Here is a 13,530-nt window from a genome sequence, read left to right on the forward strand (position 1 = left end):
GACGATCACCGGCATCGGCCGATCGGCCGATGCGGCTCGAACCACCTGGCCAAGGTGCGCTCGGCCCGCGATCCTCTACCGTTCGGTTGTGTCCCAAGCTCCGCCGTCCTCGTCCTTTTCCGCACGCGTGACCGAGCTCGTGCGCCGCCTCGGCATGCCCGTGGTGGTGCTGCTCGCGGCGCTGCTGTTCGACCTCGTGTTCGTGACCGACGCGGCCCTGGACGACCACGGCCCCAAGTTCGTCGACTTCGCCTTGTTCCCCGGCATCTTCGCGATGGTGGGGTGCGCGATCTGGGCTCGCCGGCGCGCGGCGGTGGCGGCGATGGTCGCGGCCTTCGCGCTCGCGTTCTTCACGATCTTCCAGCGCTACCTGCACACGCCGGCGTATTCGAGCGTGCTCGCGAACCTCTCGATCACCGACGTGGTGGCGGGCACGGAGATGGTCTACTACCTCGCGCGCCGGGCCCGCCCCGGCGTCGCGTTCGCGGCGATCTCGTCGCTCGTGGTGGGCGCGCTGATCGCGGTGTTCGGGCGCTACAGCTACGGCGACGTCGCGTCCTCCTCGATCGTGTCCGCGATGCTGTTCGGCGCCACCCTGCTCACGGCGGCAGTCGTGATCGGGGTGGCGGGCCGCACGCAGTCGGACGGGCCCCGCGAAGTGCGCGAGCAGCGGCTGCGCAAGCTGCGCCGCGTCAACGCGCTGGCGATGGGGCAGTGGCCGCTGATCGTCGCGCTCGCGATCACGCTGCTGTTCGAGTTCGGCTTCACCTACGACGGCGGGGCGTCGGGCTTCCCGGTACTGTTCTGCTCTATCGGCGCCGCGGTGGTGGCGGTGCTTTCGCCCCGGCGGCCGGGCGACGCGATGCTCGGCGTGGCCGGGTTGATGCTGCTGTCCGCGCTGGTGATCCCCTTCCTGAAGCTGGGCTACGACTACCAGCTGGCAGGCGGGATCCCGCCGGCGCAGATGGTGGCCGGGATCGGCGTGGTGGTGAACCTGGTCCGCGCCGTGCCGCTGGTGAAGGCGTGGCCGCGCATCGCCGTGCTGTCGGCCGTGGTGGGCGTCGGGACCATCCTCAACACGCGCCAGTCGAGCTTCTCCCCGCTCACCGATCCGCAGGAGATCGGCTCGTTCGCGGTGGGCGCGGGCCTGGTGCTGGGCATCGCCATCGCGGTCGGCATGTTCCTGCGTTCACGCGATTCCGAGCGCACCCAGGTGATGAAGGCCGCGGTCACCGACGCCCAGACCACTGAGCGGATGGCACTCGCGCGCGAGCTGCACGACGTGGTGGCCCACCACGTCACCGGCATCGTGGTGCAGGCCCAGGCCGCGCGGATGATGGGCGAGAAGAACCCGCAGCTCGCGCTCGAAGCCATGGGCCGCATCGAGGACGCGGGCACGGAAGCGCTCGCGGCGATGCGCCGGCTCGTGCGCAGCATGCGCGGCGACGCGCCCGCCGGCGCGAGTGACCTGAGCGAGCAAGCCACCACCGATCTGGACGCCGACCTGCGCAAACTCGTCGACGGCGCCAACCACGGCATCAAGACCACGCTGATGCTGGACCTGCCGCCGAACCTGCCGCACGAGGTCGGGCGGTCGGCGCTGCGGCTGGTGCAGGAGTCGCTCACCAACGTCGGCAAGCACGCCGCCGACGCCACGGAAGCGCTGGTCCACGCCGAGGTCACCGGTCGCGAGCTGCACCTGTCGGTGCGCGACGACGGCCGGGAGAAGGCTCACCGACCGGCCGGTGGGTCGGGCGGCTACGGTCTGGTCGGCATGCGCGAGCGCGTCGCCCTGCTGCACGGCCGGATCACGGCCGGGCGCGGGCCCGACGGCGGCTGGCGCGTGGAAGCTTGGCTGCCACTCGAGGCGAACGGGGATGACGGGTGATCCGGGTACTGATCGCGGACGACCAGGAGATGGTGCGGATGGGCTTCCGCATGATCCTGGACGCGCAGGACGACATCGAGGTGGTGGCCGACGTCGCCGACGGCGTCTCGGCCGTCACCAAGGCGCGGGAGCTGCGCCCTGACGTCTGCCTGCTCGACATCCGCATGCCGGGCCTCGACGGCCTCGAGGTCACGCGGCAGCTTGCCGGCCCGGAGGTCACCGACCCGCTGAAGGTCGTGGTCGTGACCACGTTCGACCTCGACGAGTACGTGCACACCGCGCTGCGCAACGGCGCCAGCGGCTTCCTGCTCAAGGACGCCGGCCCGGCGCTGCTGATCGAGGCCATCCGCGCGGCCGAACGCGGCGACGCGCTCGTGTCGCCGCAGATCACCGTGCGGCTGCTCAAGCACTTCGACAGCGCCAACGGGCACAAGCGCGACGTGCCCCCGCCGTCCGAACCGCTCACCGCGCGTGAGCTCGACGTGGTGAAGGCCACCGCTCGCGGTCTGACGAACACGGAGATCGGCGCGGAGCTGTACTTGTCGCTGTCGACGGTGAAGACGCACCTGGCTTCGGTGCAGGGCAAGGTCGGAGCGCGCAACCGGGTGGAGATCGCCGCGTGGGCTTGGCGCAGCGGGGTTGTGGACTGAGTTTCTCGCGACGGAAAACGGGGGCCGGCTGGTGAGCCGGCCCCCGTTTTTCATGCTGGATCAGAAGAGCTGGCCACGCGCGGCGCCACCCGGGAAGGCGGCGTCGTGCAAGTTCGCGTAGTACGACAGCGGGTGCCGCGCGATGTCCTTCACCAGGGCCGAGTCGAGGCCGGTCGCGGTGCCGGACACGGCGAACACGCCCGCGGGCACGGTCGTGCCGATGAGGGGGACCACCACGGCGCCGTTCTTGCCGAAGTTGCCCTTGTGGATGTGGGCGAGCGTCGGCTGGAGACCGAACCACGCGAACGAGAACTGCACCTGCGTGCCGGTCGGGCGGACGAAGCCGACGGCGTTGGCCTTCGGGTCACCGGCCTTCGGCTCGCCCGGGGCGGCCTTGACCTCCTGGTTGCCGGACATGAACGCGTGCAGGCCACCGCCCTGCAGCAGCTTCAGCATGTCGACCGACGACCGCAGCGGGGTGAGCTGGCCGCGCACCGCGCCGCCGGGGAACTCCTTGGTGTGCAGGTTGAGGTAGAAGCCCGACGGGTTCTTGCGCAGACCGTCGGCCGTGGCCTGGTCGGTGATGGTGGCGGTGCCGGCCGCCGCGGTGACGGTGTCGGGCATCGCGGTGCCGAACAGCGGCACCTTCACGTCGCCGTTCACACCGGCTTTGCCTTCGTGGATGTGGCCCAGGGTGGGGGCGCTGATGCCCTTCCACGAGAACGCGTAGGTGACCTTGTTGCCCTGCACCTCGACGATGCCGGTGGCGCTGCCCTTCGGGTCGCCGACGGCGGGCTTGCCGGCGACCGGGACCTCGTTGGCGCCGGTCAGCTTGGCCTGCAGGAAGATCGGCTTCTGCTGGGAGCGCTGGATGGCCGTCGACAGGCTGGCCGGCGCCTTGGCCGGGGTCGAGGCACCCTGGCCGGACATGTCCATGCCCGGCATGTCCATGTTCATGCCGGGCATGTCGGGCGTGGTCGGGGTGCCGGGCATCGGGCTGGCGGTGGCGGTGACAGCGCCGAGCAGGCCGAGGCCGGCGGTCAGCGCGGCCAGTGCCGCGATTCGTGCTCGCATGGGGTTCGTCCTTTCACTTCGGATTCTCCAGCCGACACGGAATCCGGCGTTCGGTGGTTCAGGGGAAAATCCGGTTGAACCGTTTCGCCGCGCCCGCCGTGTCTCGTCCCGAATTCGACGTGAATCGGTGGAGGAGTTCTCATGCGTGTCTCGATCGTCCTGGCCGGTGCCGCCCTGCTCGGCACCCTCGCTGCCTGCGGAAGCACCGCGACCAGCGGATCTGCTTCCGCTCCCGAAGGTTCGTCACCGGCCTCACCGGCGTCGTCGGGTGAGGTGAAAATCGGCCAGTCCGGCCTCGGCCCCATTCTCACGGACTCCTCGGGAAGGACCCTTTATGCCTTCGCCGATGACATTTCGGGCACCAGCACGTGTGGCGACGATTGCCTCGCCACGTGGCCCGCGCTGACCGGCGACAAGGATTTCCACGCGGGCACGGGCGCGGATCAGAAATTGCTGACGGCGACCGAACGAACGCCGGGTGTCGAGCAGGCGAAGTACGGGAAGTGGCCGCTGTACTACTACGTCGGCGACCAGGGCCCGGGCGACGTCGACGGCCAGGGCGTGGACAACCTGTGGTTCGCCGTGGGCGCCGACGGCAAGCTGATCAAGAAGACACCCTGACCACAGCTGTCTGGGACGCCCGTACTATCTCCGCATGTCACACCGTTTCCACGCGCCCGTTGTCCTGCCCGCCGATCCCGCCTGCTCGCTGCTGCGCGACGCCGTCGTGGACGTCGACGACAGCGGCCGGATCTCGTTCGTGGGCCCGGTCGCCGAGGCACCCGAGTTCACCGGTGAGGTGACGCGGCTCGGCGGGATCCTGCTGCCCGGCCTGGTGAACACCCACGCGCACAGCCCCATGACGCTGCTGCGCGGCATGGGTGGCGACCTGCCGCTGCTGCGGTGGCTGCGCGAGATCATCTGGCCGGCCGAGGCGAAGCTGCGGCCCGAGGACGTGCGGACCGGCATGCTGCTGGGTTCCGTCGAGATGCTGCGCCACGGCGTCACGACCAGCGCGGAGATGTACTTCGAGGGCGAGCAGCTCGTGGACGCGGTGCTCACCACCGGCGGGCGCGTGCTCGTGGCGCCGCCGGTGATCGAGCTGCCGGGCATGGACTGGCGCACGTCGCTGGCGGCCATCGACCGCTGGATCGACACCGACGGCCTGCGCTTCGGCCCCGGCGACCGGGTCGAGCTGGGCTACGGCCCGCACTCCGCGTACATGCTCAACCCGGAGGGGTTGCGCGCCACCGCGGAATCGGCGGCCGCGCGCGGCGCGTTGGTGCAGATCCACGTGGCGGAGGCCGCGAACGAGGACCTCGCCCAGCGCAAGGAGTACGGCTCGGTGCCGGCGCTGCTCGACTCGCTCGGCGTGTTCGCCGGCCGCACCCTCGCCGCGCACTCCATCCACCTGTCCGACGAGGACATCGCGCTCTTCGCCGCCCGCGGCGTCGGCATGGCCCACTGCCCGGGCTCGAACGCGAAGCTCGCGTCCGGCATCGCCCGCATCAACGACCTGCGCGCGGCCGGCGTCGCCATCGGCCTCGGCACCGACGGCCCCGCGTCCAACGACGACATCGACCTGTGGGAAGAGCTCCAGCTCACGGCCATGCTCGCCCGCCTCGCCAACGACGACTCCACGGTCCTGACCGCCGCCGACGTCTTCGTCATGGCCACCCGCGGCGGCGCCGACGCGTTGGGCCGCACCGACATCGGCGCCCTGGAGCCGGGCCGCTGGGCCGACCTCGTCCACGTCGACCTCGACGACCCGGCCTTCGCCGCCGGCCTGGACGTGCCCGACGAGCAGCTGCTGTCCAACCTCGTGTGGGCCGCGGGTTCCCGCCGTGTGCGCGACGTGTGGGTCGCCGGCGAGCAGGTCGTCGCCGGCGCGGAGCCGACGCGCGTGGACCGCGCGAAGATCCAGGCGTCCGTCGCCGACACCGCGGCCCGGCTGCGCGCCTGACCTGTCAGCGCCCCTCAGTGCCGCTCAACGGGGGCGGAGGATCACTTCCGTCAGGTGTGCTTCCGGGCTCGCGCTCACCGCGGTGAGCACCGCCGTCGCCACGGAGTCCGGGCGGAGGAAGCGCGCCGGGTCGTACTCGCCGCCCTCGTGGGCGATGACGGCGCGCTGCATGTCGGTGTCGGTGCGGCCCGGGTAGACGGTGGTGACGCGCAGGTCCGGTTCTTCTTCGCGCAGCGCGTCGGCGAAGGCGCGGGCGGCGAACTTGCTCGCGGCGTAGGGGCCCCAGCCCGCGCGGGACGTCCGGCCCGAGCCGGAGTTGATCACGACGACGTGGCCGCGCGCGGCGCGCAGGGCGGGCAGCAGCAGGCGTGTCAGCTCGGCGACGGCGACGACGTTGACCTCGTAGTTCACGCGCCAGTCTTCGGCGGTGGCTTCGGCGATGGTGTTCAGCCGGGCGGCGCCGGCGGAGTGAACGAGGACGTCGAGGCGCTCGATCTGCGAAGCGGCGGCCGCCAGTGAAGCCGCGTCGGTGAGGTCGATGCGCCACGGCTCGGCGCCCGGCAGCTCGGCGGCCACCTTCTCGAGCGCGGCCTCGTCGCGGCCGCCGAGGAGCACGCGGTGCGTCGGGGCGAGCTGGTGGGCGACGGCGGCGCCGATGCCACGCGAGGCACCGGTGACCAGGGCGAGCGGAAGATCGGTCATGCGATCCACCGTAAGCGTCAGCAGGACGCCGCGACGCGGGGGTCGCGGTCGAACCGGATGCCCGTGCGGGTGAAAGATCCCGACAGATTGTCGACAAATCGACCGAAGGTCAACGGGCTCCGCGTCGAGATGAGCACGTCCTGCTCGCCCTGGCAGCGCAGCGCCTGCCGGGCGGCCTCGATCTCGGCCGGGGTGAAGACGTGCATCCGGCCGTCGGTCGCGACGTCGCCGTGGCCGGCGTCGGCGATCTCCCACGCGGCCGTGAGCCACTTCGAGTGCCCAGGCCGCCCGCCGGCGATCGACGTGGAGTGCGAGCCGAGGTCGCTGGCGAGGCCGTAGCCGTCGTGGACGCGCACGTCGAGCGACACCAGGTTGCTGATCGCGCCCATGCTGTCGGCCGCGAGCGTGACGTACGGCCGGTCCGTCGGGAACGTGTACCAGCGCTTTTCCCCGTAGCTGTACACGAGCACCGCCGGCGCGCGCGTCGCGTCGGTGACCTCGACGGCCGTGCGCATCACCGGCTCGCCCAGGAAGTCCGACGCCAGCACCGGGTGCTCGTGCCCGGTGACCCACGACCAGTACGCGCGCTCGTCGGTGACGCCGACAGCGGCGTGGTCGTTCGCGTACGGCACGCGCAGCCACCCGGCCGCGGCCACCGACCAGACGGCGACGCCCGCCAGCAGCGCGAACGTCTTGCGCGTCAGCGGCAGCGCCATCACCGGCAGGAGCAGCGCGAACAACGCGGGCAGCAGCATCCGGCCGTGCATGAAGTCGCCGCCGACGCGCACCACGTACGCGGCCAGCAGCACCGCGCCCGCCACCGGCGCGAGCGTGAGGATCCGCGACTTCCGGCTCAGGAACGCCGCGACCGCCAGCGCCGGGATCGGCAGCCAGAGGTAGTACGGGTCGACGAGGTCGAGCAGGTAGTCGAACCCGCGTGACCAGTTGCTCGTGCCCGCTTCCTTGGCCAGCGCGGTGTTCGGCACGAGCAGGCCGTAATAGCCCATGCGGAAGACCTGGTACGCCGCCGGCAACGCGATTCCGACGCCGAGCCAGCCGAGGCCGGTCCGCAGGCTCGGCCGCCGCAGCAAGACCAGCGCGGCGAACGCGACGATGCTGAACAACGCCAGGTCAGGCCGCACCAGCACCCCGAGGCCGATCACGAACGCCGTGGCCTTGGGCGCCTTGCCGCGCACGAGCAGCCACCACGTCAGGCCGATCCACAGCATCGCCAGCCCGGTTTCGAGGCCGGACGTCGCGAAGTCCCGGAACGGCGGCAGCGCGCACACGATCAGCGCCCCCGCCGGGACGACCGGGCCGTCGTAGAGGCGGCGGGCGCCGTCCATCGCTAAGAACAACCCACCGACCGCGCAGACCAGGCCGGTGCCGACCGACAGCCACTCCAGCGCCGGGCCCGGGATCGTGCCGAGCGCGGCCAGCAGCCAGGTCCACAACGGGCTGGTGCTGGCCTCGACCCGCTCGCCGACGTTGAACACGGGCCCGTGACCGGCGAGGATCTGCCGGACCGTGCGCAGGACGAGCAACCCGTCGTCCGACATCCAGCGGCGGCGCCACGAGAGGTACGCGTAGAGCGCCAGCGTCGCGAAGGTCAGCCAGGTGGTGGGGGACTTGAGCCACGTCGTGGGTGCCGCCACGGATTTCGTCGTGACGGTGGTGGCTGTGGTCATGGCCCCTCTCCCCGGTGGTCTTTTCCCAGTCTCGCATCCGGGGGAACGGGTGACTCGCGGCGCTGGTCGCGGCGATGCCGTGATTGTTTCAGTGCGTGGGTGCCGGACTCGCCGAAGGGGCCGGGGTTTCCGTAGGTGCCGGGGTTTCCGAAGGCGGTGGCGGAGTCGTGCTCGACGTCGGGGCCGGTGCCGGAGGCGGCGGGGGCGGCGGCGCCAGCCCCAGGTCCGCGTTGAGGTTCTCGTGCGTCGTCCCGCCGAGGGTGAACGCCGCCGTGCAGCCCGTGGCCGGGTCGACGTCGGAGTCGCGCGCCGCGTCGCCGGCGGCCTGCCGTGTCACGGTGAGCCCGTCCGGCAGGTGCGAGACGTCGAAGCAGACCTGGTAGGTCCCGTCCTTGCGCTTGTCGAACAGGTACGAGCCGTCGGCCGCGGTTTTCGTGGTGGCGAGGGTGCCGCCGGCGCCGTCCTTGAGCGTCACGGGAATGTCGGCGACGCCGGGCTCGCCGTCGTCCTGCAGGCCGTTGCGGTCGGTGTCGCGCCACACGCGGTCGCCGATCTTGTCGATCAGCGGCAGCGGCGTCACGGTGATCGTCGCCGTGGCCGACTGGTCGGTCAGCGTGCCGCTCGGCGAGGTGACGCCGGTGATCCGCACCTTGTTCACGTGGCCGGTGTCGTTCTCCGCCATGTTCGGGTGGTCGCAGGGCACGGCGTTCGACGCGCCGGGCGCCAGGCTGAACGCGGGCGGCAGCGACGAGCACCACGAGTCCTTCAGCAGCACGCCGGTCAGCGGCTGCGAGCCCGAGTTCGTGACGGTAGTGCGGTAGTGCGCGGTTTCGCCGGCGGGGATCGTGGCCGACGGGCCCCACTCGCCGGTCGCGGGGTTCTGCACCTCCAGCTTCACCGTGTACGCGGCGAGCTGCAGGTCTACGCAGTCCCACATCACCCAGTTGCGGTTGGTGGTCGCGAAGAACACCACCGACGTGGTCTTGTCCGGCGCCGTCTGCGAGGGGAAGTCCTGGCGCGAGAGCTTGCCGTCGGACTGCACGTCGTGCGTGACGTTTTGCGATTTCTCCAGCAGCGTGCGCCCAGCAGAATCGGTGAAACGCAGTCCGGTCGACTGGGCGTTGGCGCGGTCGGCCAGCGCGGAGCCGACGGAACCCGTCGCCGCCGAGAGCGTGTAGATGCCGCCCGGCGTCGCGGGCAGGGTCTGGGTGGCGGAGCTGGCACGGCCGTCGGGCGTCTGGATCTGCGCGTTGAGCGTGCCGTCGGACGCGTGCGCGGAGTTCGTGACGAGCTTCGGCACCTTGTCCGGCGGCGTGCTGCGCGGCACGGGCGCGGCAGGCGTGAACACATAGCCCGCCGGTGCTCCGTCGGGCGCGTTCGCCTGCTCCACGCTCGGGTTGGGGGCCACTCCGCCGCACGCCGAGGTGTCGGCCGCCGGCGCGGAACCCGGGAGGACGACGACGAGCGCGCCGGCCAGCACCAGGGTGCAGGCCGACGCGCCCGCCGAACGTCCGATCGCGACTTTTCCTGCCCGCCTCACCCACCGAAGCTATTACTCCGCACGGGTTCGGCGCAGTGGAAGCCACTCCAAAGAGTTACCGCACGCCGATGCGGCCGGCGAGCCCGAACCGGCCCTTCCGCCACACCGAGACGATGGCCGGCCGCGGCTGCGAGGTGCCGCCGTCGGGCCAGTGCGACGACGGGTTCGCCGAGCTCGCCGCGTTCTCACCGGGGTGCTGCACGGCCACGAGCACCAGGTGGTCGGTGACGACCGGCCCGCACGTCTCCGCACCGACCGGTACGGACAGGAACTGCTTCACGTGCCCGCGTTCGGGACCCGACACGGGCACGGAGAACAGGCCGTCGTTGGCGCCGAGCGTGTTGCCGTCGGTGGAGATCCACAGGTTGCCGTGGGGGTCGAACGCGACGTTGTCCGGGCACGAGATCGGGCTGACCTGGCTCTTCGGAAAGCCGCCGAAGTAGGTGTCGGCCGTGGCCGGATCGCCGCAGACCAGCAGGAGCCGCCAGGCGAACCGCGTCGACGCCGAGTCGCCGCGCGCTTCTTCCCACTCGAGCACGTGGCCGTTTTTGTTGCCGACCCGCGGATTCGCCTCGTCGACGCCCGCCTTGCCGGCCGCTCCGCGGTCGGTGTTGTTGGTCAGCGCCGCGTAGATCCGGCCGTTCACGGGGTTGGGCTCGATGTCCTCGGGCCGGTCCATCTTCGTGGCGCCCGCCTTGTCGGCGGCCTGGCGCGTGAAGACGTACACCTCTTCGGCGGTAAATCCGTCCACAAACGACTTGTTGCCGCTCGCCAGCGGGATCCACTCGCCGGCGCCGTCGAACTCGCCGTCTTCCGGGAGCTTTCCGGTGCCGTCGATCTCCGCGGCCGGGCTGTCGCCGGTGAACTTCGCGACGTAGAGCGTGCCGTCGTCCAGCAGTGCCGAGTTGTGGCGGCGGGCCAGGGCGGACGTGCCCTTCTTGTACTTGCCCTTCGACACGAACTTGTAGATGTACTCGAAGCGCTCGTCGTCACCGGAGTACACGGCGACGCGGCCGTCGGCGGTGATCTTCACGTTGGCGGCCTCGTGCTTGAACCGCCCGAGTGCGGTGTGCTTGACCGGCGCGGCGTGCGGGTCGTTCGGGTCGATCTCCACGACCCAGCCGAAGCGGTTGGGCTCGTTGGGTTCGCGTGGCACGTCCCAGCGCTTGTCGAAGCGTTCCCACTTGCGCGTGCTCTCGCCGGTGCCGATCACGTATCGCTTGAGCCGCGCGGCCTGCGTCGGGTCGGTCACCTTGTCGGCGTTGGCGAAGTACTGGTGGAAGTTCTCCTCGCCGGAAAGCACGGTGCCCCAAGGCGTGACGCCGCCGGAGCAGTTGTTCTGCGTGCCGCGCACGCGTTTGCCCGACGGGTCGGCCGACGTCTTGAGGTACTTCGAGCCGGCCGCCGGGCCGCGGACCTCGAAGATCGTGTCGAGCGTGATGCGGCGGTTCAGCGGGCTGGGCACGGTGCGCAGCCCGCCGCCGATCGGGTCGCGCAGCGTCTGGACCACGGACAGGCCGTGGGCCGCCCACGCGATCTTCACCTGCTCCTCGGTCGGGTTGGCCGGGTCGTACTGGTCGGCCGGGAACAGGTGCACCTCGGTGGTGTACTCGTGGTTGACCACGAGCAAGTTGCGCAGCCCCAGGGAATCCTGCGGGATCAGGCCGACGAAGTCGTTGTTGTAGCCGAACTGCTTGGCCTGCGCGGCCGCGGTCTGCGCGTGGAAGTCGAACTTCGGCGCACCCGGTGCCACGGCGTCTCCCCAGCGGATGACCACGTGCTGGTCGTAGCCCTCGGGGATGCTCACGCGGTCGAGCTTGTTGGGCGCCACGGCGTCGAAATCGGTGCCCGGCACCGGACGCGGGTGACCGCCACCGTGCCCGCTGTGGCCGCCGGGGTGTCCGCCGTGGTGGGCCGGCGAAGCCGCGGCCGCCGTGCCCGACAGCGCGGCGAACCCGCCGGCCGCAGCGGCCATCACGGCACCGGCCTTGAACACGCCACGCCGCGAAACGCCCTTCGCGACGTCACCGAAGTACTCATTGTCCGTGGGGTTCGGCGCTTCGTGCGCGCACGCGTTGCCACAGCGGTATTCGCAGGTCAGGGGAGAACGCCCGCCGGGGTGAGTGGCGAACAGGGGCAGCAGCCGCCCGCGTTCCGTGGACACAGGGCCTCCAGGTCGCTTCAGTAAGGGAACAAAGCGACCATATTCGGCCAAATCGGATCTTCAGGTGAACAATAGATGTATTCGACGGGGGTTCAGAGTTCCTCTTCGCCCACCAACGCGGCTTCCTTCGGCACCTCGTGCGGGTCGGTTTTCTTCTCCCGCAACGACAGCAGCACCGCGGCGATGACACACAGCGCGGCCGCGATCACGAACGGCCCCTGCTCCCAGCCCAGCCAGTCGGCGACGTGCCCCACGAGCGTGGCCGCGACGGCGCCGCCGAGCCACCGGCAGAAGTTGTAGCCCGCGCTGGCGACCGGGCGGGGCGCGTTGCTGATCGACATCGCGGTGCCCGTGAACAGCGTGTTCAGCAGCCCCGAAACCAAACCCGAGAGCACGATGCCGATCACCACGACCGTCTTGTTCGGCACGGCCAGCACCAGCATCAGCACGGTGTAGCCGACCACGGCGAGCGCGGCCGCATGCCGTTCACCGAACCGAGCGGCGAGCTTCGGTGCCAACGCGACGCCGGCCACCGCCACGCACAGGCCCCAGCCGCAGAAGATCAGCCCGACGGCGATCGCGCTCCAGCCGAGAACGAACGGCGACCAGGCCAGCACCGCGAAGAACGCCGCCGTGTACAGCGCCGACGCGACCGAAGTCCGCAGCAGACCCGGGTGCTTCAACGCGCGGATCGGGTCGAGCAGCTTGATCGGCTCGCGCTTCTCATGCGAATCGCTCTTCAGGAACACCGAGCACAGCACGAGCGCGCCGGCCATCAGCACCGCGGTGCCCAGGAACGGGCCTCGCCACGAGATCGTGCCGAGCAGCGCGCCCAGCAGCGGGCCGACGGACAGCCCGACGCCCAGCGCCGCCTCATACAGCAGGATCGCGCCGGACTGCCCGCCCGTGGCGGCGCCGACGATCACCGACAGCGCGGTAGCGATGAAGAACGCGTTGCCGAGGCCCCACACCGCGCGCAGGCCCACAAGCTGCTCGATCGAACCGGCCGCGGCGCACAGCGCGGTCGCGGCGACGATCAACGTCAGCCCGACCAGCACGGTGCGCTTCGCGCCGAAGCGCGCGGACATCGAACCGGTGAACAGCATCGCGATGACCTGCACGCCGAGGTACGACGTGAACAGCAGCGTGACCTGCGACGGTGACGCGTTCAGGCCCTTGGCGATCGACAACAGGATCGGGTCGACCAGACCGATGCCCATGAACGCGATGACCGCGGCGAACGCCGTGATCCACACCTGCTTGGGCTGACCCTTGATCGCGTCCAGCAGGCTCGAGTGGTGCTCAGCGTTCATCGCTGATCAGTTCCTCCTCCGGGTTTTCGGGTGACTCCTTCTTGGGTTGATCAGCCTTCGGTGCGTCACTGTGGAAATCGCTGATCAACTTCGTGAGGGCGGGCAACGCGGCGTCGATCGCGGCCCGCTCGGCGTCGTCGAGCACCATGAGCCGCTCGCGCAGCTGTGCCTCCCGCGCCGCGAGCAGCTCGGCGTAGAAGCGCTCGCCCGCCTCGGTGGCTTCCACGAGCACGGCCCGGCCGTCGTCGGGATCGGGGCGGCGGCTCACCATGCCGAGGCGCTCCAGCCGGCCGACGACGTCGGTCATCGAAGGCATCCGCACGCCTTCGAGCTGCGCGAGCCGGCTCATCCGGCTCGGGCCGCCGCCCACGAGCTCGGCCAGCACGGACCCCTGCGTGAGCGTCAGCAGCTGCGGGGTTTCGCGGCGCACCAGGTAGTACAGCCGGAACACGACCGGCCGGAGCCGGTGTGCGAGGTCGACGATCGGGGAAGTCACTTAGCCAGGCTAACAAATTTAGTTAGGCTAGCGAAGTAATTCGCCTCACAGA

Annotated in this window: 11 protein-coding genes; 4 read left to right on the top strand and 7 right to left on the bottom strand. The window is 70.7% G+C overall.

The annotated features are described in order from the left end of the window. Nucleotides 1-88 precede the first annotated feature (88 nt). Nucleotides 89-1,888 (top strand): sensor histidine kinase, encoded by a 1,800-nt coding sequence (locus K1T34_RS17540; protein WP_220245323.1) that lies wholly within the window; start codon nt 89-91, stop codon nt 1,886-1,888. Then, nucleotides 1,885-2,538: a response regulator transcription factor gene (locus tag K1T34_RS17545; protein ID WP_220245324.1), complete on the top strand. Its 654-nt coding sequence runs from the start codon at nt 1,885-1,887 to the stop codon at nt 2,536-2,538. The genes K1T34_RS17540 and K1T34_RS17545 overlap by 4 nt, the downstream gene beginning before the upstream one ends. A 60-nt stretch (nt 2,539-2,598) precedes the next feature. Here K1T34_RS17545 and K1T34_RS17550 read toward each other — a convergent pair whose 3' ends face one another. Next, nucleotides 2,599-3,612 (bottom strand): CHRD domain-containing protein, encoded by a 1,014-nt coding sequence (locus tag K1T34_RS17550; protein WP_220245325.1) that lies wholly within the window; start codon nt 3,610-3,612, stop codon nt 2,599-2,601. 141 nt (nt 3,613-3,753) lie between these two features. Here K1T34_RS17550 and K1T34_RS17555 point away from each other — a divergent pair, with 141 nt between their 5' ends. Together K1T34_RS17555 and K1T34_RS17560 are read left to right on the top strand one after the other, a co-directional pair. Beyond that, nucleotides 3,754-4,233 (top strand): hypothetical protein, encoded by a 480-nt coding sequence (locus K1T34_RS17555; RefSeq protein WP_220245326.1) that lies wholly within the window; start codon nt 3,754-3,756, stop codon nt 4,231-4,233. Nucleotides 4,234-4,267: 34 nt separating this feature from the next. After that, nucleotides 4,268-5,575, top strand: coding sequence for an amidohydrolase family protein (locus K1T34_RS17560; RefSeq protein WP_220245327.1), 1,308 nt, complete (start codon nt 4,268-4,270; stop codon nt 5,573-5,575). A gap of 24 nt (nt 5,576-5,599) precedes the next feature. On the opposite strand, the gene K1T34_RS17565 is transcribed toward K1T34_RS17560, so the two are convergent. From K1T34_RS17565 to K1T34_RS17590, 6 genes are all read right to left on the bottom strand, one after another. Beyond that, nucleotides 5,600-6,277, bottom strand: coding sequence for an SDR family oxidoreductase (locus K1T34_RS17565; protein WP_220245328.1), 678 nt, complete (start codon nt 6,275-6,277; stop codon nt 5,600-5,602). A 17-nt stretch (nt 6,278-6,294) separates the two neighbouring features. Continuing rightward, the gene (locus K1T34_RS17570; protein WP_220245329.1) at nt 6,295-7,965 is read right to left on the bottom strand and encodes a hypothetical protein; all 1,671 of its coding nucleotides are present in this window, start codon (nt 7,963-7,965) and stop codon (nt 6,295-6,297) included. A gap of 88 nt (nt 7,966-8,053) precedes the next feature. After that, on the bottom strand, nt 8,054-9,505 hold the full coding sequence (locus K1T34_RS17575) for an SdrD B-like domain-containing protein (protein WP_220245330.1): 1,452 nt from the start codon (nt 9,503-9,505) through the stop codon (nt 8,054-8,056). A gap of 55 nt (nt 9,506-9,560) precedes the next feature. Continuing rightward, nucleotides 9,561-11,669 (bottom strand): PhoX family phosphatase, encoded by a 2,109-nt coding sequence (locus K1T34_RS17580; RefSeq protein WP_220245331.1) that lies wholly within the window; start codon nt 11,667-11,669, stop codon nt 9,561-9,563. A 92-nt stretch (nt 11,670-11,761) separates the two neighbouring features. Next, nucleotides 11,762-12,982, bottom strand: coding sequence for an MFS transporter (locus K1T34_RS17585; RefSeq protein ID WP_220245332.1), 1,221 nt, complete (start codon nt 12,980-12,982; stop codon nt 11,762-11,764). Beyond that, the gene (locus K1T34_RS17590; RefSeq protein WP_220245333.1) at nt 12,972-13,478 is read right to left on the bottom strand and encodes a MarR family winged helix-turn-helix transcriptional regulator; all 507 of its coding nucleotides are present in this window, start codon (nt 13,476-13,478) and stop codon (nt 12,972-12,974) included. The genes K1T34_RS17585 and K1T34_RS17590 overlap by 11 nt, the downstream gene beginning before the upstream one ends. Nucleotides 13,479-13,530 lie beyond the last annotated feature (52 nt).

Origin of the sequence: Amycolatopsis sp. DSM 110486, from assembly GCF_019468465.1 — a bacterium.
Taxonomy (GTDB): Bacteria; Actinomycetota; Actinomycetes; order Mycobacteriales; family Pseudonocardiaceae; genus Amycolatopsis.

Coding starts and splice junctions, on each gene's coding strand:
- K1T34_RS17570 (WP_220245329.1), bottom strand. CDS start 7,965: ATGACCACAGCCACCACCGTCACGACGAAATCCGTGGCGGCACCCACG.
- K1T34_RS17560 (WP_220245327.1), top strand. CDS start 4,268: ATGTCACACCGTTTCCACGCGCCCGTTGTCCTGCCCGCCGATCCCGCC.
- K1T34_RS17565 (WP_220245328.1), bottom strand. CDS start 6,277: ATGACCGATCTTCCGCTCGCCCTGGTCACCGGTGCCTCGCGTGGCATC.
- K1T34_RS17585 (WP_220245332.1), bottom strand. CDS start 12,982: ATGAACGCTGAGCACCACTCGAGCCTGCTGGACGCGATCAAGGGTCAG.
- K1T34_RS17550 (WP_220245325.1), bottom strand. CDS start 3,612: ATGCGAGCACGAATCGCGGCACTGGCCGCGCTGACCGCCGGCCTCGGC.
- K1T34_RS17555 (WP_220245326.1), top strand. CDS start 3,754: ATGCGTGTCTCGATCGTCCTGGCCGGTGCCGCCCTGCTCGGCACCCTC.